This window comes from Bacillus sp. JJ1533, assembly GCF_036965045.1.
In the GTDB taxonomy this organism is placed as follows: Bacteria; Bacillota; Bacilli; order Bacillales; family Bacillaceae_L; genus Ferdinandcohnia.
On the sequence record NZ_JBALOV010000030.1, the window covers coordinates 31,479 to 55,813 of the forward strand.

A 24,335-nucleotide genomic window follows, 5' to 3' on the forward strand; every position below is an offset into this window, starting at 1 on the left:
ATATAGGTTTAACAAACTAGTTCAATCTATCTAACATTTTTCTAATTCTTACTTGGAAATCTCCCATGTTAAGTGGTTTTACAACATAGTCATCTGCCCCAAGCATTAAAGCTTGCTTTACATCATCTTTACTATTTCTACCACTAAGCATAATAACTCTATATCTTAGAAAGTTTTTTCCTACCTTCACTTTTCTAAGAACATCGATTCCATCCATATTTGGCATTACTCCGTCTAGAATCAGTAAATGATTAACATCTTCATGTGCATGTGTTGAATTTAAAAAAGATGGACCGTCCTCAAAGACTTTAATATTTAGTTCTATATGATCGAAAGTCAAAGACTCTAATGCATTTGCTACCAACGTTCGAATTATGAAATTATCATCAACAACCGATACATTGAGAACTTCTTTTTTATAAGTATTTAGCAGCTGTGAGCACTCAACTCTAGCTCGTCCATTTCTTTTTGCTTGATATAATAATCGATCTGCAGCTTTGATTGCTTCTTTTCCTGCTAGCGTTTCATCCGTAACCATAAATACACCAGCGGAAAATGTGATTGAAAAGCTTTGATTTTCAAATGTAAAAATGGTTTTGGAAAAGTCTTTGTTTAATTGTGTTAATTTAATTGATGCATCTTCGCTCGTAGTATTTGGAAATACAATGATAAATTCTTCTCCACCATATCGATATAACATATCTAAGCTACGTATATTCTGCTTTAAATATTGAGCAAAATCTCTTAGTACTTTGTCACCCATTAGATGTCCGTATGTGTCGTTAATTTTTTTGAAATGATCAATATCAAGAATACCAATAGAAAAAGGCTCTTTTGACCTCTTAAAATTTTGGAAAAAGCGAGGCAGACTATCATGAAGGAATTTTCTATTATAAACTTGAGTCAATTCATCAATTAATACATACTGTTCAAAGATTTTCCTTCTTTCTAAATGACGTTTTACCTTAACAATAAATTCGTCAAGATCAATGGGTTTCGTGATAAAATCATCTGCACCTTTTTGATAAGCTTCGATCCTTGTTTGTTTATCATTTTGTACGCTAATCATAATGGTAGGAACGAAAAATTTATCATTATATTCTTGAATCTCTTTTAGAACTTCGAAACCATTTTGATTTGGCAACTGAAGATCTAAGATTAAACAATCGGGTTGCATTTCAAAATACTGCTTAACAGCCTGTCTTGGATTGGAATAAGCCATCACAATCCAATTATTTTCTTCCATTGCCTCTTTTAACATCATTAGCATAGAAGGATCATCATCTATAATTTGAATTAAGGGTGCATCATGATGGGTAGTTTCACTTTTCAAGTGAGTTAATTCTTCCTGGTTGTCATATTCGTAAGTAAATTCAATCAATGGCAATAAAAATCTATTTAATTCTTCCCGTTTCCATACATTATCATTTTGGGGATCTATTTTATTTAAGAGATTCTCCGCAAGCGACATAAGATGGTCCATTTGAAGTGTTCCTGATGTACCCTTTATGGAATGAATAAAGCGATATACCTCTTCATTCGAAACTTGTTTACTCTCAATTGAATCAAACCACTCAGACAATTTTTCGTTAATATTAATTAACAGATGAGTTTTATATTTTAGAAGTTCCAAAGTTATCCTCCCTCACTAAAAATTCCTCCGTTTTTTCCCTAACAACTACAAACGCCTATATGATGAAGGATGTTACTTTACTATCAATCTTGTTGATGTGTAGTGGTTTTCAGTACTCCTTAATATATTTTGAAGATTGTTGAAGTAAGGTTTTACGATAAATTCTGTAGCTCCATTTCTCAACGCATCTATCATAATTGACTTTTGTCCCAGTGAAGAACACATAATTACTGTTGCATTTGGATCAAATTTTTTTATTTCTTTTAGTGCGCTAATACCATTGACTTTAGGCATAGTTATATCAAGAAAAACGATATCAGGTATGCATTTTTTATATTTAAAGATAGCCTCTTCTCCATTACTAGCTTCCGAGATGACTTTATAGTTATCTCTAACTATTAAACTTTTTAAATAATTTCTCATAAATAATGAATCATCAGCAATCAAAACCGTTTTTATCAATTTCGATCCCCTTTCACAAGTAATATTTAGATTAGTTCATTTGAATTATTCTTTGTGACTATTTTTTTCAAATAACTTATTTTTTCCTCTTTGACAAAGTTGCAATTCGGAACAAATGGGTTATTTCTTAACTGCGTGGAAAATTGATTAAGGTATTTAACAAGCTGATCTCTTTGAATCTCATCTATTGTGAACTTGATACCATATTGGAAAATACCCTTTACTTCTTCCTTCCAAACGACATATCCACTTAAAGTAACATTATCACCCATAATCGTTGTTTTGAATTGATAGATGATATCTGGACGTACAGGCAAATGAATGGTTGAAAGGAATCTTATCCCACCCGGACCGATGTCCTCAATTAAGACCTCTGTACTCCCTAATTCAACACTATTCCCAAGTATAGAGGTAAGTGTCATTTGTGAACTAAGCGGAAATAAGAGATTAATCCTGTAATATCGCCTTCTGTTCGGAAAAGTTGCTGTATCGCTATTAAAGGTTGGCTTCAAGACCATTTTTTTTAGTAGATTTCGAAAAGTCTTCTCTGGAACAGGTTTGCTAAAAATATATCCTTGAATTTCTTTGCATTCCTGCTGTCTTAGAAATGACAATTGCTCTATTGTTTCTACGCCCTCAGCTACAACATTCATATTCAAACCTTTAGCCAGAAAAATAAGTGACTTAATAATTGTTTCTACATTATTCGTTTTTGCAATGTGTTTAATAAAAGACTGATCAATCTTTATTGTATCGATTGGATAATCCTTCAAATAAGTGATAGATGAATATCCCGTCCCGAAATCATCTAAGGCTATTTTAACCCCGAGACTTTTAATATATTTTATTGCTAGTTTAACGGCTTCCTCGTGCTTAATCATGGTTGTTTCAGTTATTTCAATTTCAATTAAAGAAGGATTTATATTATTATTCTCTAAAATAGTACCTAATTTTCCTTTCCAATCGCTTCTTAAAAATCGCTGTGCTGATATATTAACGGAAATTGGCACCACTTCGAGATTTTGTTGTTTCCACTTTGTGATATTTTGACATACTTGATCCAATACCCAATCGCCAATTTCAATAATGTATCCAGTTTCTTCTGCGAGTGGAATAAATTCAACTGGGGATACAAGTCCCCATACAGGGTGCTCCCATCGCACTAAAGCTTCGGCACTTACAATTTTCCCTGTACCTGAATCAACCCTTGGTTGAAAATATACGACTAGTTGATCGCTCTCAATCGATTTTTTTAAATCCCTTTCAAGATAAAACTGTTTGAAAGAATTAATATTTAATGAGGAAGAATAAATCTGATACGAATTTTTACCATTTGCCTTAGCCCTATACAAAGCCGCATCGGCATTTTTAATTAATTCCTCGATGGTAGTTCCATTCTCAGGAAACGAACTTATTCCTACACTTGTAGTTATAAGTAATTCGAAATCTCCAATAAAAAATGGGATGTCAAGACAGTCAATGATTAATTTGGCCGCATTAATCGGGTAGTCTGAATTTTTGTAATCCCACAAAATAATACCAAATTCATCTCCACCTAGTCTTGCAAATAAAGAGTTTTTGTTTAATAACATATTCACTCTTTGACTAAATTCGTATAGTAATTTGTCCCCAATTTGATGTCCAAGTGATTCATTTATATTTCGAAAACGGTCTAAATCTATATAAAGAATTGAAAAATGTTTTTTAGCATGATCTGAAGCCGTGGTTAAGTCATTTATTTTATTTTCAAAAAGCATCCTATTTGGTAGTTTTGTTAAATAATCGTGAAAAGCCAAATACTGAATTCTTTTTTCATATTCTTTCTGGTCTGTAATATTTGAAATAATCCCGTCAAACCGAATGACTTCACCATTTTCGTTGAGAACAGGCAATGTTTGATCTTGAACCCACACAACATCACCATTTCTATGAATAATCCGGTATTGATGATAGAGATTTTCACCCTTTAATTTTTTTTGTTGTTTATTATGATATTCGGTATAATCGTCGGGATGAACTAGTGAATCCCAGGTAATTTGATTCCCGAAGTCGGACGGAGAATACCCTGTAATCCCCTCAACTCCTTTAGATACCAAATTGTAGTCACCTTTTTTTATATCAAAAGACCAAATGCCTGCATCCAAATTATCAAAAATATGTTCAACTTGATTTTCGCTTTCTTTGAGTTTTAGCTCTATCATTTTTCTTTTGGTGATATCTTGAATAGTTCCTATGAATCGTACTGGTTTCTTATTTTCGTCTAAGATAACATCCGCTTGATTATATACATGAATAGTTGTCCCATCCTTACGAAGAACTCTAAATTCAAAACTAAAATTTCTTCTTTCTTCAATAGCAGATAGTATAACTTTTTTAAATTTGTCCTGATCATCTGGATGAGCAAGTTCAGCAATACTATTAAATGTTGGTACAAATTCTTCTATATTTTTAATTCCATATAGCACATACATCTGATTCGACCAGTAGGCTTCATCCTCTATAATGTCATAATCATAGCTTCCAATCGCACCTACTTTTTGCGCTAATTCAAGGCTTTTTTTGATTTTCACTAACTCTTTTTCACGTTTAATGTAATTTGTTATATCTAACGCAACTGCGTAAATAATAGTTATTATCCCATCACTATTATGAACAGGTATTAGATTAACATCGGTATATATTATATTTCCGTTTGCATGTGAGATAGCAGTTTGATAATTTTGTACATTTCCCTGCAAAGCAAGTTGAAGATATTTCTTTCTTTTGTATTTGTCATTGCTAGAAAAATACTGTTTTATTTTACTTGGTACTTCCTTTTCACTAAATCCAAACATCTTAATTACTAACTGGTTAAAATGTAATAGATTTCCACTCCCATCGAATGCTAATACCGCATATGGATTATTATCGATTAGTTCTTTTATTAAAAATAAATCATTTTCCATATTTCTCTTTGAAAAAAGTACATCGTCATTTGAAAACTTAGAAAGTTGCTTAAAAAAAGATAGTTTCGCCATTCATATCCCCCTATTAATCATGGTATATCTTTCTATAACAAACTGTATTTGAAAGCATTAAATGCCATAGCGTTTATGTTAATCAAGCCTCAGAAAAATGATTGCTCACAAAAAGATAAGATTTTTTTCAGGATCATATCCTAGGTTATCTGAAGTAAAATGATGCTAATGTGAATAAAACTTTCTTACTATTGGTGCTTGTATGCTAATCTTGCCGTAATTTGTCAACAAAAAGAATCACCTTATATTCCTATTCATATAGGAAGGTATTCTTATTTCATATTAGGAAGGGGTTCCTATACTCTTCTAGGAAGGATATTGGGAGTATGGGATAGTAATTACTATGTTGTTTACACAATACTTTAGCCATTGTTGATTAGAAAAAAGATAACTGCACCGACAAACGGGAGTTATCATTTTATCTCTATTATTTTTACGTAACACGACTAACATTTCTTTGTTGCTTTAGGCTCGTGGCTTTGCGTCCTTACCTCTAGATAAGTTCTCTATTATTTTTTATAGTGCTTTTTAACTACAAACAGTGAGTCGGCATTTAAAATAATAGGTCAAAAGAACTATAATTTCAACAATATTAGACAAATTACTAGAAAAAACTACAAAACCTGATATATAAGTAATATCATAAATAATTCCTTTTATCTGTGCGTTTTATCACCTAATAATTTGATAATTAAATAAAAAATGTAAAACAAACGCACCCTTTACTTAAGAGAATCCCTCTCCAAAAGGAGGAGGATTGAGGTGTATATAGACTAGAAGTTCTTACCAAAGCTATTACTACCAATGATTTGGCTATATAAAGAGTTTGCCTGAGCTGTTCCACTACCATACACAGCATTTGCGGCAGCTCTTACGGCTTTTTCTATTTTTGCTCTTTCTTGTTGACCATACTCATATTGTTTTGGATCTTCATCAGGACCCATTAGCTCAATCAGTTACTCTTTTGTACCACTGAATGAGAGATAGGCTCTACCGTTGTAACGAATCATGATTATGCCGTTTCCGCCAACTTCCACTCCTACGATTTCACCGAAGTCATCACGTAGAGAGTAGTAGTTGCCTGACTTAGACATTCCTGACCCACCTAAGATACTATGAGCTTGAGATGCAGAAAGTTTAGTTGGAGCGGCTTGAACCACTTTTGTGCCTACTTTTACAATCTTATTGACAGGTTGTTTCGTTACACTTGAAGAAACCACATTTTTAGAAGTTAGCGTTCCGTTTGTGTACGTTTCTTTATAAGTGATTGTTTTTGTTCCGTTCGAACCGTTTTGTGCTACCACCTGTTTGCCCTTTTCTAAGTTAGCATCACTTTGGTACACAGTTTGGAATGGAATAGACTCCGTTGCTGTTGTCGATTTAGTAGTTATGCTATCCTTTTTCAGAATAGGAGTAGAAGTTGAGGGTGATTTAGCTTCAGTCTTCTTCTCTCCTTTTTCCGTAGCAGATGGTTTGTTTCCTGTAGATTGCTCGATGGTTGCTTTATTTCCATCTTCGTTTTCTGTTCCCATCACTCTTGTATCATCTTCTGTTTCAGTTTCTTTTGTATTGTCCTCTAGCTTATTATCCTCAGCTTGATTTTTTAACTTAGTTTCTTCTTTTCGTACATTTTTTTCAATTTGTTTCTCTTTATCTGCAATTATCGTTTCCTCTACATTTTCTTCTTTAAAACTCTGAGAAGCGACCAATCCACAAGATACTAAAACTAAAAATAAAATAAGTATAAGTACTGAAATAATTCCTTTCTTTAGCAAGTCTAACACCCTTTTCTGGATTAATATCTACCTTTTTTATATCGATGTAGATATCCTTTTTTTTACTGGGAATTAGACCCAAAGAAACATTGAGCTGTTAGCAGGAAGTTAAACTTACTCTAAAACAGTAAGACAATATCTCTCGTCAAAATCGTTTTAGTAGTCCTTGTTCAATTATCAGCTTCGTTAGTACAACAAGCAAAAGCTGCCCTTTTAACAGCCCTTGACTTATTTATTTAACCCGTTAGGCTTATTTACGTAACCCTATCCAGTATTTCAGCCACATAAAAGTCTATCAATGTTGTGAGTAATTGTTTTTAAAATCCTAATTTTGATTTACACTTTACCATCACAAAAAGGATTATTTTCTTGAATATCCGAAAAATATATGACAGCCGCATCGGTAGTGCAATTTCTGCTCTTTTTATGTAAATAAATAAGACCCTCTTTAACATAATCACTTATTGTTACTTTTTAAAAAGTACAAGATTCAAATTCTCTAAAACTAATATTAAGGTTTTTTAGCATTGTTGGATTACATAAGCTATTTATTGTTTTTTCCAATTACTTACACCTGGTTATATACAGAGTGTTTGCTTTTTATGCAGCCCTTGTTACAGTTGCGTTACAACCATTATGAGAATTATCTAAATGAAACTGGTAGCAAAGTTGGTAGATTTTGTGCCTACACGACACGAATAATATCCTGTAATATGACATTTGTAACAAGGAAATTAAAAGAATGTAACAGTGATAGAAAAAGAGAGTTACTTTTACATTCTTTTTGCTTGATAAAAAACAACAATATTAGGGGGAATTTCTTAATGAAGAAATTTACAAAATTAGTAGCAACAGCTTCTATCTTTACAGTAATGATGTCTACAATGGCAACAGGTACGTTTGCGGCGGATATTGGAGGTTCTTCAGAAGTTAATACTACAATTACTGCTGGTGACAAAAAAATTACAGCTCCAACTGGCTTTACCTTCACAGCGAACTTAGATGGTCGTGTCCAAACTGAAACAACTTCTCTTGGTACTTTAACAGTTAAAGATGCAACTGGTAGCGGTGGTGGTTGGACTGTATATGTTTCTGCAGACAAACTAAGCACGGCTACAGGAAAAAAATTAGCTAAAAGTACGATTGAAATTTCAGGTACTCCAACAATTAAAAACTTAGATAACTTATCTACAGATGGATTTACAGTAAAATCAGGAGACATTACAGGTACTACTCCGTTAGCTCTTGTAACTGCTGCATCAAATAAAGGAATGGGAACATTTGAATTCGCATTCGGTACAGATAGTCTTCAATTAACACTATCTCCTGATGAAACATATGTTGGTGAGGCATATTCAACAATAGTTAACTGGGATTTCACTGCAGCACTTCAATAATATTTCTTCACCATAATCCAATTTTCTACTAACAGTCATCTTCAGGATGGCTGTTTTTTTATTTTATCTTATTCTTTTTTGGTTATACTACCCGAAGAGGTGTTTATATCATGAAAAAGCTATATGTATTCGTTATTATGTTGTTTTTGATGATAGGATTATATCCAACTTCCATATTTGGCGAAAATACAAGTCCCATTTCCGTAAGCCCCGTTCTACCGGAAAACCAAGTAAAAGAAATCAGTTCCTATTTTTATCTACAAGTTGAACCTAATCAACAACAAATATTACATTTCAATGTACAGAATTTATCCGATAAAGAACAGACAGTTAAACTGTTCCCTGTAGATGCTTTTACCCTTCCTACCGGCGGAATTTTTTATGAGGAAAAGAGTGAAACAGACGATAGTCAATTACTTGAACCTACACTTGCTATATCCAATTTTATAACAATACCAGAAACGGTTACAGTTCCACCTAACTCTTCAAAACAAGTTGCTATAACCGTAAAAGTCCCCAATGTTACAGAAGGTACTTTCGTAGGAGCTATTCGAGCAGTTGGATTAAGTGATCAAGAACAACAAGTCGAAACTGGAGAGACAAATGTAACTATCCGTAACCAAATAACGTTCACAACAGGAATTGTGTTAGAACTACCGAATCAACCCAACCCACAGTTTTCATTTGGTGAAGTAGGAATACGGACGAATCCACCTACTACTGAATTGTGGTTTGAACTGTTTAACAAAGCTCAAATGGTATTAAGAGGAACAACGATATCCTATGAAGTGATATATCAAGATGAGGTACTATTTTCAGGAACTACTGAAGCTATCACGATGGTTCCCAATACAGTTATTCGTTTTCCAGTTGAATGGCAATATGGAGAGTTAGAACCTGGTACCTATCAAGTTAATCTATCAGCAAATGTAATGGGTGAGGAAATACAACACGAAGAATCTTTTGAAGTAGAAGATGAACAAACAGAGGAACATGAACAAAATTTAGAACAAGCCGATACCGAACATACTCAAACCGGCACAAGTCTTCCTTGGTGGATATGGGTCGTAGGGGGAGTAGTACTAATTCTTGTGTTCCTAATGGCCTATCTTCTTGGAAAACGAAATAGGAGATAGACCTCCATTAACATTCCATTTCAACCAATCCATAAGTTAATAGTAGTCCCTACTTTTATTTTCTTTTCTTCATCTTAATAACAAAACAACACATTCAGCCTTTCGAATTGCAGCTACAAGCAATCCGAGAGGCTTTTTTGGTTTTAAAAAGAAAAAGAGATAAATTGCATTAAATTAACCACATATTTTATGCGAATTTATAAGATAGATTTCAAATACTGCTGTAATCAAAATAAATCAAGAAATAAAAAAGAAGCTTCCCACGAGTTTGATCAACTCATGAGAAGCCTCCGTTAAGAACCTCAATGTTAGCAAAATGTTAGCATTCCACTCTCATCTTACTCATAAACCCTTATATATCAAGGGTCGAAGCGGCTTATTACATCATGCCGCCCATTCCACCCATGCCGCCCATGTCAGGCATTGCAGGAGCATCTTTTTCTGGTAGGTCAGCAATTACTGCTTCAGTTGTAAGGAACATAGCTGAAACAGAAGCTGCGTTTTGTAGTGCAGAACGAGTAACCTTAGTTGGGTCAACGATACCAGCGTCGATCATGTTAACCCACTCACCAGTTGCTGCGTTGAAGCCAATTCCAATTTCTTCGTTTTTCAAGCGTTCAACAACTACAGATCCTTCTAGACCAGCGTTGTGAGCGATTTGACGTACTGGCTCTTCTAATGCACGAAGAACGATGTTCACACCAGTTGCTTCGTCACCAGTTAATTCGATAGCAGCTACTTTATTATATACGTTCACAAGTGCTGTACCACCACCTGAAACGATACCTTCTTCAACTGCTGCACGAGTTGCGTTAAGAGCATCTTCAATACGAAGCTTACGTTCTTTTAGTTCAGTTTCAGTAGCAGCACCAACTTTGATAACTGCAACTCCACCTGCTAGTTTAGCTAAGCGCTCTTGTAATTTTTCTTTGTCAAATTCAGAAGTAGTTTCTTCCATTTGAACACGGATATTGTTAACGCGAGATGCGATCTTGTCAGATTCTCCAGCACCTTCAACAATTGTTGTATGTTCTTTTGTTACAACAATCTTAGAAGCGCGACCTAATTGAGTAATGTCAGCAGATTTAAGGTCTAAACCTAAATCTTCAGTGATGACTTGACCACCAGTTAGGATTGCAATATCTTCTAGCATTGCTTTACGACGGTCACCAAATCCAGGAGCTTTAACAGCTACTGCATTGAATGTACCACGAAGTTTGTTCACAACTAGAGTTGCAAGAGCTTCACCTTCAACATCTTCAGCGATTAGTAATAATGGCTTGCCTTGTTGAACAACTTGCTCTAATACTGGTAGGATTTCTTGAATGCTAGAAATCTTTTTATCAGTAATTAACACATATGGATTTTCAAGAACTGCTTCCATTTTGTCAGAATCAGTTACCATGTATGGTGAAGCATATCCACGGTCAAATTGCATACCTTCAACTACTTCTAGTTCAGTAGAGAAGCCTTTAGATTCTTCAATTGTGATAACACCATCGTTACCAACGCGCTCCATAGCTTCAGCGATCAATTGACCTACTTCTTTATCATCTGAAGAAATAGCAGCAACTTGTGCGATAGAATCTTTACCTTCAATTGGTTGTGAAATAGCTTTTAATTCTTCAACAGCTGTTACAACCGCTTTTTCAATCCCTCTACGAACAACCATTGGGTTCGCACCTGCTGTAACGTTCTTTAAGCCTTCGCGAATCATTGCTTGAGCAAGAACAGTTGCAGTAGTAGTACCGTCACCAGCTACATCATTAGTTTTGCTAGCAACTTCAGCAACAAGCTTAGCGCCCATGTTTTCAAATGCATCTTCTAATTCGATTTCTTTTGCAATCGTTACACCGTCATTTGTAATAAGTGGTGAACCAAATTTCTTCTCAAGAACCACGTTACGTCCTTTTGGTCCTAATGTTACTTTTACAGCATTTGCTAATGCATCAACACCACGAAGCATTGCGCGACGAGCATCTTCACTAAATTTAATTTCTTTTGCCATTCTAAGCCCTCCTCAAAAAATTAAAATAAGTATTCATATGATATAAAATGCTGTTTTCTATTAACCGATAACAGCTAAAATGTCGCTTTCACGTAAAATTAAGTATTCAGTACCTTCGTATTTTACTTCAGTACCAGCATATTTTGAGAAGATAATGCGATCACCAACCGCAACCTCTAAAGCGACTTTTTCACCACTGTCTAGTACACGACCCGTACCTACAGCAACTACTTTACCTTCTTGAGGCTTTTCCTTTGCGGAATCTGGTAATACGATACCGCTTGCAGTTTTTTCCTCTGATTCAACTAGTTCAATAACAACGCGATCACCTAATGGCTTTAACAAGTGAAACGACCTCCTCAAATAATTTATAATTAGTTTCGTTTTCTTATTAGCACTCAGTCGTCATGAGTGCTAACACAATTATTATATTAAATAATCTCAAACTATTTTGCAAGTAATTTGATATAGAAATTTGGAAAAAAATGATTCTTTTTTACAGGTAGAATTTGTCCACCTAACTATCCTATGTTACTAGCAGGAAAAATAAACCAACATTTTAATTTCTTTCAATGAAAATTTGGATTTGCATTATACTAATGGATAGGTATGAATATATGTTACAATACAAAAGGTGGACAATCATAAATTAATCCATCTATAAAAAGGAGATTTTCATGAAAGCACGCTATTGGTATGTCATCTTAACGTACATCGTCATGCAGTTCTCTGGAATACTTGGGATCCCGATTCTATTGGCTTTAGGTGTTGGAAAAAACCTTGATCCAGGGACTGCTACAAATACAATTATTGCATTATGGACTGTTATTAGTTTTGTGGCTGCACTTCCGATTGTATTATATTTATTAAGACAAGATATTAGGGAAAGACATCAAAACCTGCGCCGTTCATCTAAAGGCGAGGCAATTGGATGGGCCATTGCAGGAATATTTATGGCGATGACAGCCCAAATAGTTGCGGCAAATATTGAAGTTCATCTTTTTGGAATTGAGGCAGGTTCTGAGAACACACAAGAAATCATGGCCTTGGTAAAATCGTTACCATTGCTTGTCATCGTTGTTTCAGTAATTGGTCCAATTCTTGAAGAGATTATTTTCCGCCAAATTATCTTTGGATCTTTATATAAAAAATTTAATTTTTTCATCTCAGGCTTAATCAGTTCGTTAATTTTTGCAGTTGTTCATATGGATTTCACTCATATTCTCATTTATACCGCGATGGGCTTTACCTTTGCATTTCTCTATGTACAAACAAAACGAATTATCGTACCGATTTTTGCACATGTGGCGATGAATACTTTTGTTGTAGTGGTTCAGACGATTTTTGCAGATGATATAGAAAGGATCATGAAGAAAGCTGAGCAGCTGCAACAGACATTTATTGGGGGCTTTTAATTTATGCGAAGAACTTCACCTTTTGCAATGGGCATCATTTACGCATTAATGGGAATTTTATTTACTTATATTGCGATTAATAGTGCAAAGGAGACCGTCTGGAACTTTTCCACAATCCTTCTAGCCGTGGTCGCAACATTCGACTTTGGTGTGGCAATCCGAATGTTTGCCCTTCACTTCAAAATAAAGAAAGTAACAAAGGAAAAAAAATAACCTCCTCACGAGGTTATTTTTTTATACATTTTTCTTTATTCAATTGAATTAGCAGCCATCATTTCCGCCTTAAGCACCTTTCTGTAGGCACTTCTTGATACGAGAATACTGATTTCATACAATCCAAATAACGGCACGGTGACCATTAAATGAGAAATTAACTCTGGAGGCGTAATTAACCCTCCAATTACTAAAAGAACAAAATACGCATACTTTCGTATTTTCGTTAAGAACATTGGAGTGACGATTCCAAGCCTTGTTAAGAACATCACAACAACAGGCAACTGAAACAGGAAACCAAATGGTAAGGTTAGCTGTAATAGGAATTGAAAATATTCATTAATCCCGATTACCTGATTTATTTCAAGACGTCCTGCTAACCGCGTCATAAAGTCAACAACAAATGGAAATAGAATAAAATAGGAGAAAGATATTCCTAGTAAAAATAATATTACCGAAACTGGAATATAACTCAATGTTACCTTTCTTTCCCTCTCATACAAACCTGGACTAATGAAGGCCCAAAGCTGAAACAGTAAAAAAGGAGATGAGATAACAAATGCAATAATAAATGCAAAATTCATATAAATTTTAATTGGATCTGTTATCCGGAAAGCATTCATTGTCAACTCTTTAGCTTCTTCCGCGTTTTGCAAATAAACTATTACATGCTCTGCAAGAAAAAAGCTTCCTAAAGCAACAATGAAGAAGAAAACGACCACATAAATCAGTCGTTTTCGCAGCTCACCAATATGATCATAGACGGACATTTCTTTTTCTTCGTTCATGTGACTCATCCTATCATTACTTCACATCATGAGTTTCATTCTTCTTAACATCATCATCGTCATCATCTGCTAAACCTTTTGTTGCGTTCTTGAATTCACGCAAAGTATTACCCGCTGCTTTTCCTAATTGAGGTAACTTCTTTGGTCCAAAGATAAGTAACGCTGCAAATACGATCAATAGGATACTGCCAAAGCCAAGATTTCCCACTGTGAGTCACCTCCCTACAATTGTAAAGTCTATGTTTATTCTTCTTCATTTGAATAATGCTTTAAAAAGTAAACAAGTGCTTGTAGTTCAACAGCTAGATCAATATGGTGGACTCGTATATGGTCAGGCACATTGATTCTTGCTGGTGTGAAATTAAGAATCCCTTTGATTCCTTTTTTTACAAGGCGGTCAGTAATCGGCTGTGCAGCACCGACTGGTACAGTTAATATTGCAACCGTGACTTCATCAGGCAATACTTTTTCAAGATCATCTAAATGATGCACCGTAACTCCGCCAATACTACTACCTACCTTATTATAATCCACATCAAAGGCAAGCTCAATTTTTGTATTATTATTTTTCGAAAAATTATAGTGCAAAAATGCGGTACCTAAATTACCTACACCTATTAAGGTAACTTTCGTTAATTCGTCCTGATCAAGGGTCTTACTAAAAAAGGATAATAAGTAATTGACATTATAGCCATACCCTTTTTTTCCCAATGCGCCAAAATACGAAAAATCTCGTCTAATCGTGGCGGAATCAACCTTGACTGCATCACTTAGTTCTGCAGATGATACCCTCTGCTTCCCTGAGGCGTGCAAATTTTTCAAAAACCGATAATAGAGTGGCAGCCTTTTGGCAGTTGCTTGTGGTATTTTTGATTGTTCCAGATTCATGTTTTATTCCCCCGCTACTGGCCTTTTGAAATCTCCATTCTTTCCACCTGTTTTTTCGGCTAAATAGGTTGGTCCAATCACCATTCCTTTATCAACCGCTTTACACATATCATAAACAGTTAACGCACAAACTGAAGCAGCCGTAAGGGCTTCCATCTCAACGCCAGTACTTCCTTTAGTTTTAACTGATACGGTAATATGTAAAATATACTCGTCTTCGGTCGTCCAGTTAAACTGAATATCTACGCCCTTCAATGCCAAAGGATGGCACATCGGAATGATCTCTGATGTTTTTTTAGCTGCCATAATACCAGCAACTTGAGAAACCGCGAGAACGTCCCCCTTGCTAACCTCATTATTTATGATTTGCTCATAAATCAATTTATTTACAGTTATACTTGATTTTGCAATTGCTGTCCGAACGGTTTCCGACTTTTCCGTTATGTCGACCATTCTTGCTCGGCCTTGCTCGTTAAAATGGGTAAATGATGTCATTTTCAAAACCCTCCCATAAACTATACACTATTTTACCACATCTGTCTTTGGAATTACTGTGAACATTATCATTGCAGTTGCTCTATTAAGATAATATAAGATACACTGTTGATAGAAACAAGAGGTGAAATAATATGATTTTACTACAAGTAAATCAGCTCAAAAAGTATTTTGCTGCTGATCTTATTTTATCGAATATAAAATTAGAAGTACAAACGCGTGACCGGATTGCAGTTGTTGGTCGAAACGGTGCTGGAAAGTCTACTCTATTAAAAATCATTGCAGGCCAGATGTCCCATGATGGCGGTGAAATCATTAAGCCGAAAAGCGTCAACATCGATTACCTCGCACAGGATACTGGACTTGAATCAACTCTTACCATTTGGCAAGAAATGCTGACCGTCTTTGCACCTTTACAAAAACTAGAAAAAGATCTGCGAAACCTAGAAGTAAAAATGGGAGACCCATCCGTTTTTGAAAATCCAGTTGATTATCAAAAGCTGCTCGAAGAATACGACCAGCTCCAGGTCGATTTTAAGGAAAAGGGTGGATATCAATATGAAGCCGATATTCGTTCTATACTTCATGGTTTTAATTTTACAGAAGATGACTACGAAACGAAAATATCCAGCTTAAGCGGTGGTCAAAAAACACGTCTGGCCCTTTGTAAACTATTACTAACAAAGCCTGATTTATTGATTCTGGACGAGCCGACAAACCACCTCGATATTAGCACGCTTACCTGGCTTGAACAATATCTCCAAGGCTATCCTGGGGCACTCTTAATAGTATCCCATGACCGATACTTCCTAGACAAAGTCGTTAACCAGGTCTATGAGATTTCTAGACATACAAGCACCAAATATGTCGGAAACTACAGCAACTACTTAAAAATAAAGGCTGAAAACTATGAGCTCGATCTTAAAAAATTCGAAAAACAACAGGAAGAAGTTGAAAAATTAAAAGACTTTATCGCTAAAAACCTAGTCAGAGCTTCAACAACGAAACGCGCCCAAAGCAGACGAAAACAGCTTGAGCGTATGGAGCTGATGGACAGGCCATTAGGTGATGAAAAATCAGCTTCTTTCCATTTTGACATTGAAAGACAAAGCGGAAATGACGTATTAAGTGCAAAAGACATTACCGTTTCCTATGAGAAAACCAAACCGATCATTAAAAATGTTCATTTCAATATTTACCGCGGAGACAGTATTGCCTTAGTCGGTCCAAATGGGATTGGTAAATCAACCTTATTGAAAGCAATTATTGATAAGCTTGAGCATGTGGAGGGAACGATTCGCTTCGGATCACATGTAACGATTGGATACTATGATCAACAGCAGGCTGACCTTACCTCCAATAAACGGGTACTAAATGAATTATGGGATGAATATCCGCTTAAACCTGAAAAAGAAATCCGCACGGTTCTTGGGAACTTCCTATTTTCAGGGGATGATGTGTTAAAAACTGTTTCAACCTTAAGCGGTGGTGAAAAAGCGAGACTTGCACTTGCTAAGCTGATGATGGAAAAATCAAACTTCCTCATTCTTGATGAGCCGACGAACCACCTTGACCTTGATAGTAAGGAAGTACTCGAAAATGCACTAATTGATTATCCTGGGACTATCCTTTTCGTATCCCATGACCGGTACTTTATTAACCGTATCGCAACAAAAGTGTTTGAGTTATCCCCAGATGGACTAACAGAATACCTTGGTGATTACGATTACTACCTTGAAAAAAAGTTCGAAATGGAAGAATTGGCTAGACTTGAAGCACAGGAGAAAAAAGTGGATAAACAAGAAGTCATCCAAGAGAAAACAACATATGAACAAGAAAAGGAATTAAAGAAGCAAGAGCGCCAACGAAAACGAAGAATCGAAGAAATTGAACGGGAAATCTCTTCCCTTGAGGAAAAAAACGAAGTAAATGAGCAGCTTCTTTGTGACCCAGAGGTTTACCAGAACCATGAAGAAGTTCAACGAATTAATGAGGAAAATGAGAAAATTTCTGCTAAGCTTGAAGCACTAATGGAGGAATGGGAATCCCTCCATGAAATAAGTGGATAGACCTTTTCACCTATCCACAGAAATAAGTTATCCCCATCTAAATATCATTTCAGATGGGGATTTTTTGTACTATTTTCCACATTTTTTCGAGTTATGCACCGTTTTATCCACACTATCCACATTCATCAACATAGTTATCCACAAAAATGTCCACAAACCCAGTTTAGTTATTTCAGTACTTTCTATTAGTTTTCCACAAAATCCGTGAATCTGTGGATTATTTATCAACAAGAATATAGCACTTATGAACTACTTTTTATCTTTTGCTACTCATACGTGACATGAGAGTTTTCGTCTATGCTTGGACTTATTATTTCATCTTTTATCGTCAAAAAATTATTTCCGACTGACTCTGATTTCCTCATACACTCATTCTTATATTTCGTAGAATCGTGCTCATAGGAATATACTCTTTCTATATTTCTCATATAGGATGGCGTAATTGTTCCCTTTACACATACTTTAACGTCAGTTTTTGGATCAACATTCTGCAATGAGAAACCTGTCAGATCAGCATTACCCGTAATATAAATACTTGAGTTCAATGGTTTCATAATTTGATCATGCAATTTGGCATCCCCAATAATCACAATAGTAGAATGAATAAACCCATTAGGATTAAACTTTCCGATTCTTGTAGGATTATTTTCATCGATACTATAAATTATTAACTTAGAATTTGAAACTGCATGCGACAAGTGATCTAGGTTGACTCCTTTATTAAAAACAATGGAGGAATTAGAGATTCCATTCGTACTTGGAATGTCGCTCGGATCCAAATCAGACCTACAATCTACCTTGGTATTATTCTTTTTAAAGTCATCTGTTGTACATTGACGCAGGTCTTTATTTTGCACAGAGTTAATAATGTCCTCATATATAGGTACAGGAGTTGGAGCACCTTTTGTTATTTCGATACTATTTATGTTAATGAAATAGGAAAAATCAAATGTTGCCGTCAATATTTTTTCAAGATTGTCCCCATAATAACCATAACTTTCAAAAGCAATCCTGTAACATTGTGAATTGGCAGGTGTTTGAGGTGAGCAAGTCGTTTGCATAATCCCGTCTGGCTTAATTTTAATCTTAAATGAACTCTTTTCATCCACAGACTTTTCTGGGAGAAATCCATCCCCGGAGTGTGTAAAGAGTGAAAGATCGGCTTTATATAAATTATTTAATTCAATAGGAAACTCATTATTAAATTGTTCAATTAGAACCTCTTTTGTTGCAGCATTCGTAAAGTAGCGATTAATGATTTCCTTTTGCTTTGTTTGATTATATAATTGCTCATTTAAGAAAGACTTTAATTGAGTTTCATAATATACTATTCCCATTTCCGCAATATCGGTAGTTTTTATGTCCGATTCTGTCTTACTAATTTGCTTCATGTTATTCATTGAAGCACCCATTACTGCCAAACCTAAGACGGAAATCACAGTGAGTATTAATAAAACAACTACTAGGGACATTCCTTGTTCATTTTTTATATTCCTCATTGTATTCCTCCTTACAGTCTGGAAATAATCGTTTTAATCTCAGATGTTTTACTTGGTTGCTTTTTATCTTTTATTATGATTTTAATGTGTAAAGGTTGAGAAGAATCAACGGTCGTTTCCGTCGAAAATGGGACCTCGTTAGATTCTTGAGAATTGTACAATGAGTACACATAATTTTCATTAGCTATATCAACAGTATGAACAATGTTTCCCGTTGCATCTTTTCCGATGAGCTGAATGTTATGAGCATCTGGGCTCTGATCGACGACAATATCATACGATGCATATGTTTCATGGGCTTTAGTAATAGTAGTGACGAGAATATTCATCTCTTGTTGTCTTGAAACATTATCCTTTGATTTTTCCGAGTAGTTCATCCCATTTAGTAAAACACCATAGATTAGTATGCTTACTATTGAAAAAATCGCTAATGTAGCAAGTAGTTCAATCAGTGTAATTCCATCACTGTTTCGGAGGTACTTTTTCATCTGCTAATCCTCCTTTAATTCTCAAAATAGGTGAAAGTTTCGGATAAGATGGTTGTCCCTTTTAATACTTGAACATTTAATTTTGATAATGATACATCTACCTGATCATCACTGCTTGTATCCACATTGACTTTAACGGTAAAGTTTTGTTCTGTAAAAATAAACGTCAAAATATCATTGTTTAGTTGAATATCCTCGGTTACATTTAATTGGGGATAACTCGATTTTGGAATAAATGTCTCAGTAGAAGTTCTCGAAGTAAGAATCAAATCTTTTAGCGCTAAATTTTTTTCTTCATTTATTTTAAATTCTTCTTGTACTTCTCTTGCAATATTAGTTGCGGTCATTTTGTCAGAGGAGACTCCATTATATTTAGCTGACATGATAAAAAATGACATGAAACTGAGCAAGATAATAGTCAAAATAGCAATTGAAGCAACTAATTCTATTAAGGTAACTCCTTTTTCATTCTTAATGGATTGACTCAAGCAATCACCTTCAATCATTATTTTCAAGTGGCTATCCTACCATGTTATATAACTAAATAGTATTATACATGATTTTTAACAAGGCATTCCGTATTTTAAGAGCAAGTGTAGGTAAAAAGTCATATTGGTTGAATTTAAAAAGTCCCAAGTGTTTGTTTTTACACTTGGGACTTTCTATATTGTAGAATTAAAAGTTAGATCTCAATATCTAAACCAGGATTGGCGTTTAATGCATAGGATGAACGTTTCCCTTTTTCATATAAGACACTTCCAACTGCTGCAATCATTGCAGCGTTGTCTGTACAAAGCGAAAGTGGCGGAATAATAAGCTTCACTTCTGGCATTTCCGAAAAGGCATGCTCTAATGCTGCTCGCAGCCCTTTATTGGCCGCAACTCCACCAGCCAATAGAACTTGTTTTACTTGATACTCTTTCGCAGCCTTCACCGTTTTTGTTACTAAAACATCAATAACACTTTCCTGAAAGCTTGCAGCTACATCCTTCGGCTCAAGTGTTTCCCCACGCTGCTCTGCATTATGAAGAGTGTTAATGACAGCTGATTTTAACCCACTAAAACTAAAATCATATGAATCCTCTTCCAGCCATGCCCTTGGTAAATCAATTGTCGCCGTTCCCTCATGTGCAAGTCGATCAATATGCGGCCCACCCGGATATGGAAGACTAAGTGTTCTAGCTACTTTGTCATATGCCTCGCCAGCAGCATCATCCCGTGTTTCCCCGATGACTTTAAAGGAGGCATGCTCTTCCATATAGACAAGTTCAGTATGACCACCGGACACAACTAACGCTAATAATGGAAACTCCAGCTCCTCAACTAATCGATTAGCGTAAATATGACCTGCAATATGATGAACTCCTAAAAGGGGAATATCGTGGGCAAACGCAACCGCCTTGGCCGCATTAACTCCAATTAATAAAGCCCCTACTAGGCCTGGGCCCTCTGTTACAGCAATTCCATCAATATCGTCAAATGTGACATCAGCCTGCTTCAATGCTTCTTCAATTACAAGCGTAATCGCTTCAACGTGATGCCTTGACGCAATTTCAGGAACAACCCCACCAAAGCGTTTATGGCTTTCTATTTGTGATGCAACTACATTTGATAGTATTTCCCGTCCATTTTGTACAATTGAAACAGCGGTTTCATCACAGCTTGTTTCAATCCCCATTATTAATTGATTATCACTCATGTAAATTCACCCACATTACTAGCGCATCTTCATTATTGTCAGTATAGTAATTTTTCCGGATTCCACCAGGCTTAAAACCTAGTTTTTTATAGAGGTTTTGGGCGATATGGTTGGACACTCTCACCTCAAGTGTCATCGTAGCTGCCTGATGCTGCATCGCCAAAAGCTTCGCCTGCATCAACAAAGCTTCCCCTAGTTTTCTTCCTCTATATTCCGGAAGTACAGCAATATTGGTAATGTGACATTCATCTAAAATAAGCCACATGCCACAGTACCCAATTACTTCACCGTTATCCGTCATCACAATATACTTAGCAAACTGATTATGAACCAACTCATTATAAAAAGCTTCTCTTTTCCAAGGGACGGTAAATGCTGATGTTTCAACCTTCATGACACCGTCAATGTCCTCCAGTGTCATGAAGCGAAACAAAATCTGTTGATTAATGATCTCTTCCATGCTTACCCCTGCCTCTTCCCTAGCCAATTCGCTTCTGCCTCTGCCAACCGAATATAATTTGGCACAAATGTATGAACATCCACAGGTTCTTTCTTCAAACCTAGCTCCGCCAGCTCACTTGGCCTTGGATTCCAATCTGTGTATGGTGCAACATATGCAAATTGCTCCAAATCGGTTTCTATCTGTTTCTTGTGAATCACTACATCATTACCGTTAAAAAGAACCGGTGTCTCTTTCTTTTTAAGCTCTTCAAGCCATTCCGATAATAAAATAATTTTATCTTCTTCTATACAAGTCAGAGTCTCTCCTTCATATTGATAAAGACCTGTATACACTTGTCCTCTTCTAGCATCAAAAAGTGGAGAAATATAGCCATTAAAATACCTGCCATTCGCTGCTACCACTTCAAGACTCGACACTCCTACTAATGGAATCTGTAAGGACCAAGCTAATGTTTTCGCAATTGTGACCCCAATTCTCACCCCGGTATATGATCCTGGCCCCATAGCCACAACAATTTTTTCAAGATCCTTAGGCTTAATTCCGCATTCCTTCATTAATTGTTCAATTGTCGGCATCACACGGACCGAATGGTTTTTTGGTAGATTTGTAATGACCTCCCCGACCACCTTTTCTTCATCAACAATCGCGACCCCTAATACATAATTGGACGTATCTATAGCTAAAACCTTCATTCGCCAAATAACTCCTCACATAAATGTTGATACCTTTCCCCTAATGGTATCACCGTAATCTTACGTTTTGTATCTCCTAGATGCTCAATTCGAATGGTGAGCCGGTCCGATGGCAGCCAATCTTCAATCAGATGCGCCCATTCAATTACAGTCACGCCTTCCCCTTCAAAATATTCATCAAATCCAAGATCCTCATCACTATGCTCCAAACGATACACATCCATATGATACAAAGGAATTCGCCCATGGTACTCCTTTATAATCGTAAACGTCGGGCTATTCACCGTTCTCGTAATACCTAGTCCTTTTGCCAGCCCTTTTGTAAAAGTTGTCTTTCCAGCCCCTAAATCACCCTCAAGAGTGATGACATCGCCAGCTTCAAGTTTTTCGGCCAAGCGATGAGAAAAACTCCCCGTTTCATCAGGCGTATTCGTAATCAACTCATATTTTTCCATACAATCCACCTTATTTAGTAAAATGATTATACCCTTTCATCTCAAGCTTCTGTAATTGTCCATTTAGGTTTAAAAATACAGCCGAAGCACCTTCAGAAACAGTGCCAATCTTTGAAAGGATATAACCATGTTCTTTTGCCTTTTTCTGTAGTATATCCCAATCAGAAGCGGCCATTGTCCCAACGAGTTCAAAGTCCTCTCCACCATATAATGCAAACTTAAGAGCACCGTCTTTAAACTGCCTTAAAATAGCTTCACTTAATGGAATTTTATCACTATCTAAGACTAATGTAACACCACTAGCCTTTGCAATCTCATTTGCTTCACTTGCTAATCCATCACTAATATCATTTAAAGAGACCCTTTCAAAAGTAGATAAAAGCCTCCCAATCTCAACTCTGGGTGACGGATATTGATGTTTCTTAATAAGCCTTTCCTCTAACCCCGTAAACGAATGATTTCTACCATTGTTTAATAACAGATTCAACCCCGCAGCTGAATCACCAATCGTCCCCGTCACAAAAACGATGTCTCCTGGATTTGCATGGCTGCGTAAAAAATGCTTTCCTTTTTCAACCTCACCAAGAACCGTAACAGTTATCACCAAATTCTCTGCAATTGATACAGTATCGCCGCCAATTAAATCCATCGCGTACTTATCTGCTAGCATTGCCATCCCTTCATAAATCGATAACAAATCGGCTTCATTCCATCCATTAGGAATCGCAATAGACACCAAATAATAGGTAGGTATGCCACCCATCGCCGCTATATCACTAATATTAACAGCCAACGCCTTGTATCCAATTTGATAAGGATTCATTGTGTGAGAATTAAAATGAACCCCCTCTACCATAGTATCCATACAGATAATTTGTTCCATATGTTGCGTCGGTCTGAATAGCGCAGCATCATCGCCAATTCCTGCGATTAAACCAGTTCTGGAGACACGCTTCGGTTTGATTTGATCAATAAAGTGAAATTCATCCTGCAATGCCATCATAGTCACTCCTATTATGTTAGAACGAGTCAGTGAAAAAAAGCCCTAGGACAACGCCTAAGGACCTTTATACAATAGTATCAGTTTACCGTATTTCAACAAAATCAGCAAAAAAAGAAACAAAATTTATGAATTTTTGAGTTTGAAGGGGTACGGGTTAAAATTGGGGTTGGTGGTTGATGAAGGACTTTTCGACGGTGTGTCACTTGCGGCCGGGGCTTCATATGTTCGATGAAGAACTTTCCGGAGCTTACGGTCGAGGCTTCCCTGAGAAAAGGATTTAAATGAGAGAACTTATTTCCTTTCCCTTCTTAAAACAGAAAAAAACCACAACATTATATGTTGTGGAAAACTCAAAATTTACTATTAAAATAAAAAACGAAACCTAAAGTTTCGTGTATCAGTAAAATATGGCGGTCCCGACCGGGATCGAACCGGCGATCTCCTGCGTGACAGGCAGGCATGTTAACCGCTACACCACGGGACCATTTGGTTGCGGGGGCAGGATTTGAACCTACGACCTTCGGGTTATGAGCCCGACGAGCTACCAGACTGCTCCACCCCGCGATAATAGAAATTATATTATTTTATCTCATGCGCATAGTTTGCACAAGACTGTCCCTTCCTCTTCTAGCTAATTCTAGAAGCTGTGTCCGTCGGGACAACTCGCAGTTATTTCGATGATGCAACGCTCGTTGCTCCACCCCGCGATAATATAATATAAAGCCTAGCGACGTCCTACT

General features: G+C 36.1%; 24 protein-coding genes, 2 tRNA genes and 1 riboswitch. Of the genes, 5 read left to right on the top strand and 21 right to left on the bottom strand.

Features of this window, described 5'->3' with window-relative positions; translation table 11 throughout:
* Window positions 1-16 precede the first annotated feature (16 nt).
* From V7138_RS15985 to V7138_RS16005, 5 genes are all read right to left on the bottom strand, one after another.
* Window positions 17-1,633, bottom strand: a complete 1,617-nt coding sequence (locus V7138_RS15985) for a diguanylate cyclase (protein WP_335399105.1) — start codon at window positions 1,631-1,633, stop codon at window positions 17-19.
* A gap of 72 nt (window positions 1,634-1,705) precedes the next feature.
* A complete protein-coding gene (locus V7138_RS15990; protein WP_335399107.1) occupies window positions 1,706-2,095 on the bottom strand; it encodes a response regulator in 390 nt (129 codons plus the stop codon).
* A gap of 26 nt (window positions 2,096-2,121) precedes the next feature.
* On the bottom strand, window positions 2,122-5,040 hold the full coding sequence (locus V7138_RS15995; RefSeq protein ID WP_335399109.1) for an EAL domain-containing protein: 2,919 nt from the start codon (window positions 5,038-5,040) through the stop codon (window positions 2,122-2,124).
* Window positions 5,041-5,545: 505 nt separating this feature from the next.
* Window positions 5,546-5,630: riboswitch (cyclic di-GMP riboswitch) on the bottom strand.
* A gap of 255 nt (window positions 5,631-5,885) precedes the next feature.
* A complete protein-coding gene (locus V7138_RS16000) occupies window positions 5,886-6,056 on the bottom strand; it encodes a hypothetical protein (RefSeq protein ID WP_335399111.1) in 171 nt (56 codons plus the stop codon).
* 12 nt (window positions 6,057-6,068) lie between these two features.
* Window positions 6,069-6,887 carry a G5 domain-containing protein gene (locus V7138_RS16005; RefSeq protein ID WP_335399113.1) on the bottom strand — a complete coding sequence of 273 codons (819 nt, stop codon included), beginning with the start codon at window positions 6,885-6,887 and terminating at the stop codon, window positions 6,069-6,071.
* 824 nt (window positions 6,888-7,711) lie between these two features.
* Between V7138_RS16005 and V7138_RS16010 the strand changes: the two genes are divergently transcribed.
* Entirely contained in the window at window positions 7,712-8,284 is a 573-nt protein-coding gene (locus V7138_RS16010; RefSeq protein ID WP_335399115.1) for a WxL domain-containing protein, read from the top strand.
* Window positions 8,285-8,394: 110 nt separating this feature from the next.
* Complete coding sequence (locus V7138_RS16015; protein WP_335399117.1) at window positions 8,395-9,420, top strand: DUF916 domain-containing protein; 1,026 nt, start codon at window positions 8,395-8,397, stop codon at window positions 9,418-9,420.
* 379 nt (window positions 9,421-9,799) lie between these two features.
* Here V7138_RS16015 and groL read toward each other — a convergent pair whose 3' ends face one another.
* Both groL and groES read right to left on the bottom strand, forming a co-directional pair.
* Window positions 9,800-11,428, bottom strand: a complete 1,629-nt coding sequence (gene groL / locus V7138_RS16020; RefSeq protein WP_335399119.1) for a chaperonin GroEL — start codon at window positions 11,426-11,428, stop codon at window positions 9,800-9,802.
* Window positions 11,429-11,488: 60 nt separating this feature from the next.
* Window positions 11,489-11,773 (bottom strand): co-chaperone GroES, encoded by a 285-nt coding sequence (gene groES / locus V7138_RS16025; protein WP_010285540.1) that lies wholly within the window; start codon window positions 11,771-11,773, stop codon window positions 11,489-11,491.
* Window positions 11,774-12,105: 332 nt separating this feature from the next.
* On the opposite strand from groES, the gene V7138_RS16030 reads away from it, so the two are divergent.
* Window positions 12,106-12,843, top strand: coding sequence for a CPBP family intramembrane glutamic endopeptidase (locus V7138_RS16030; RefSeq protein ID WP_335399121.1), 738 nt, complete (start codon window positions 12,106-12,108; stop codon window positions 12,841-12,843).
* A gap of 3 nt (window positions 12,844-12,846) precedes the next feature.
* A complete protein-coding gene (locus V7138_RS16035; protein ID WP_335399123.1) occupies window positions 12,847-13,056 on the top strand; it encodes a YdiK family protein in 210 nt (69 codons plus the stop codon).
* A 35-nt stretch (window positions 13,057-13,091) separates the two neighbouring features.
* Here V7138_RS16035 and tatC read toward each other — a convergent pair whose 3' ends face one another.
* Genes tatC through moaC form a run of 4 tightly spaced genes read right to left on the bottom strand, consistent with a single transcriptional unit; the run spans window position 13,092 to window position 15,227 of the window.
* Window positions 13,092-13,844 carry a twin-arginine translocase subunit TatC gene (gene tatC / locus V7138_RS16040; RefSeq protein ID WP_438824365.1) on the bottom strand — a complete coding sequence of 251 codons (753 nt, stop codon included), beginning with the start codon at window positions 13,842-13,844 and terminating at the stop codon, window positions 13,092-13,094.
* Window positions 13,845-13,860: 16 nt separating this feature from the next.
* On the bottom strand, window positions 13,861-14,052 hold the full coding sequence (locus tag V7138_RS16045; protein ID WP_335399127.1) for a twin-arginine translocase TatA/TatE family subunit: 192 nt from the start codon (window positions 14,050-14,052) through the stop codon (window positions 13,861-13,863).
* 35 nt (window positions 14,053-14,087) lie between these two features.
* A complete protein-coding gene (locus V7138_RS16050) occupies window positions 14,088-14,732 on the bottom strand; it encodes a redox-sensing transcriptional repressor Rex (protein WP_335399129.1) in 645 nt (214 codons plus the stop codon).
* Between the two features lie 3 nt (window positions 14,733-14,735).
* Window positions 14,736-15,227 (bottom strand): cyclic pyranopterin monophosphate synthase MoaC, encoded by a 492-nt coding sequence (moaC, locus tag V7138_RS16055; protein ID WP_335399131.1) that lies wholly within the window; start codon window positions 15,225-15,227, stop codon window positions 14,736-14,738.
* Window positions 15,228-15,361: 134 nt separating this feature from the next.
* Here moaC and V7138_RS16060 point away from each other — a divergent pair, with 134 nt between their 5' ends.
* Entirely contained in the window at window positions 15,362-17,296 is a 1,935-nt protein-coding gene (locus V7138_RS16060) for an ABC transporter ATP-binding protein (RefSeq protein ID WP_335399133.1), read from the top strand.
* A gap of 266 nt (window positions 17,297-17,562) precedes the next feature.
* On the opposite strand, the gene V7138_RS16065 is transcribed toward V7138_RS16060, so the two are convergent.
* The 10 genes from V7138_RS16065 to V7138_RS16110 all read right to left on the bottom strand — a co-directional run bounded on the left by V7138_RS16065 (window position 17,563) and on the right by V7138_RS16110 (window position 24,159).
* Window positions 17,563-18,795: a hypothetical protein gene (locus V7138_RS16065; RefSeq protein WP_335399135.1), complete on the bottom strand. Its 1,233-nt coding sequence runs from the start codon at window positions 18,793-18,795 to the stop codon at window positions 17,563-17,565.
* A gap of 11 nt (window positions 18,796-18,806) precedes the next feature.
* Window positions 18,807-19,283: a PulJ/GspJ family protein gene (locus tag V7138_RS16070; RefSeq protein ID WP_335399136.1), complete on the bottom strand. Its 477-nt coding sequence runs from the start codon at window positions 19,281-19,283 to the stop codon at window positions 18,807-18,809.
* Between the two features lie 14 nt (window positions 19,284-19,297).
* Window positions 19,298-19,771: a type IV pilus modification PilV family protein gene (locus V7138_RS16075; protein WP_335399138.1), complete on the bottom strand. Its 474-nt coding sequence runs from the start codon at window positions 19,769-19,771 to the stop codon at window positions 19,298-19,300.
* A gap of 194 nt (window positions 19,772-19,965) precedes the next feature.
* The gene (gene tsaD / locus V7138_RS16080) at window positions 19,966-20,982 is read right to left on the bottom strand and encodes a tRNA (adenosine(37)-N6)-threonylcarbamoyltransferase complex transferase subunit TsaD (protein ID WP_335399140.1); all 1,017 of its coding nucleotides are present in this window, start codon (window positions 20,980-20,982) and stop codon (window positions 19,966-19,968) included.
* Window positions 20,975-21,442 carry a ribosomal protein S18-alanine N-acetyltransferase gene (gene rimI / locus V7138_RS16085; protein WP_438824366.1) on the bottom strand — a complete coding sequence of 156 codons (468 nt, stop codon included), beginning with the start codon at window positions 21,440-21,442 and terminating at the stop codon, window positions 20,975-20,977. The genes tsaD and rimI overlap by 8 nt, the downstream gene beginning before the upstream one ends.
* A gap of 2 nt (window positions 21,443-21,444) precedes the next feature.
* Window positions 21,445-22,137 (bottom strand): tRNA (adenosine(37)-N6)-threonylcarbamoyltransferase complex dimerization subunit type 1 TsaB, encoded by a 693-nt coding sequence (tsaB, locus tag V7138_RS16090; RefSeq protein ID WP_335399143.1) that lies wholly within the window; start codon window positions 22,135-22,137, stop codon window positions 21,445-21,447.
* Window positions 22,134-22,592, bottom strand: a complete 459-nt coding sequence (gene tsaE, locus V7138_RS16095) for a tRNA (adenosine(37)-N6)-threonylcarbamoyltransferase complex ATPase subunit type 1 TsaE (protein WP_335399145.1) — start codon at window positions 22,590-22,592, stop codon at window positions 22,134-22,136. The genes tsaB and tsaE overlap by 4 nt, the downstream gene beginning before the upstream one ends.
* Before the next feature lie 10 nt (window positions 22,593-22,602).
* Window positions 22,603-23,592 carry a thiamine-phosphate kinase gene (thiL, locus tag V7138_RS16100; RefSeq protein ID WP_335399147.1) on the bottom strand — a complete coding sequence of 330 codons (990 nt, stop codon included), beginning with the start codon at window positions 23,590-23,592 and terminating at the stop codon, window positions 22,603-22,605.
* Window positions 23,593-24,003: 411 nt separating this feature from the next.
* Window positions 24,004-24,079, bottom strand: a tRNA-Asp gene (locus V7138_RS16105).
* A gap of 3 nt (window positions 24,080-24,082) precedes the next feature.
* Window positions 24,083-24,159: transfer RNA gene (locus V7138_RS16110), tRNA-Met, on the bottom strand.
* Between the last annotated feature and the right edge of the window lie 176 nt (window positions 24,160-24,335).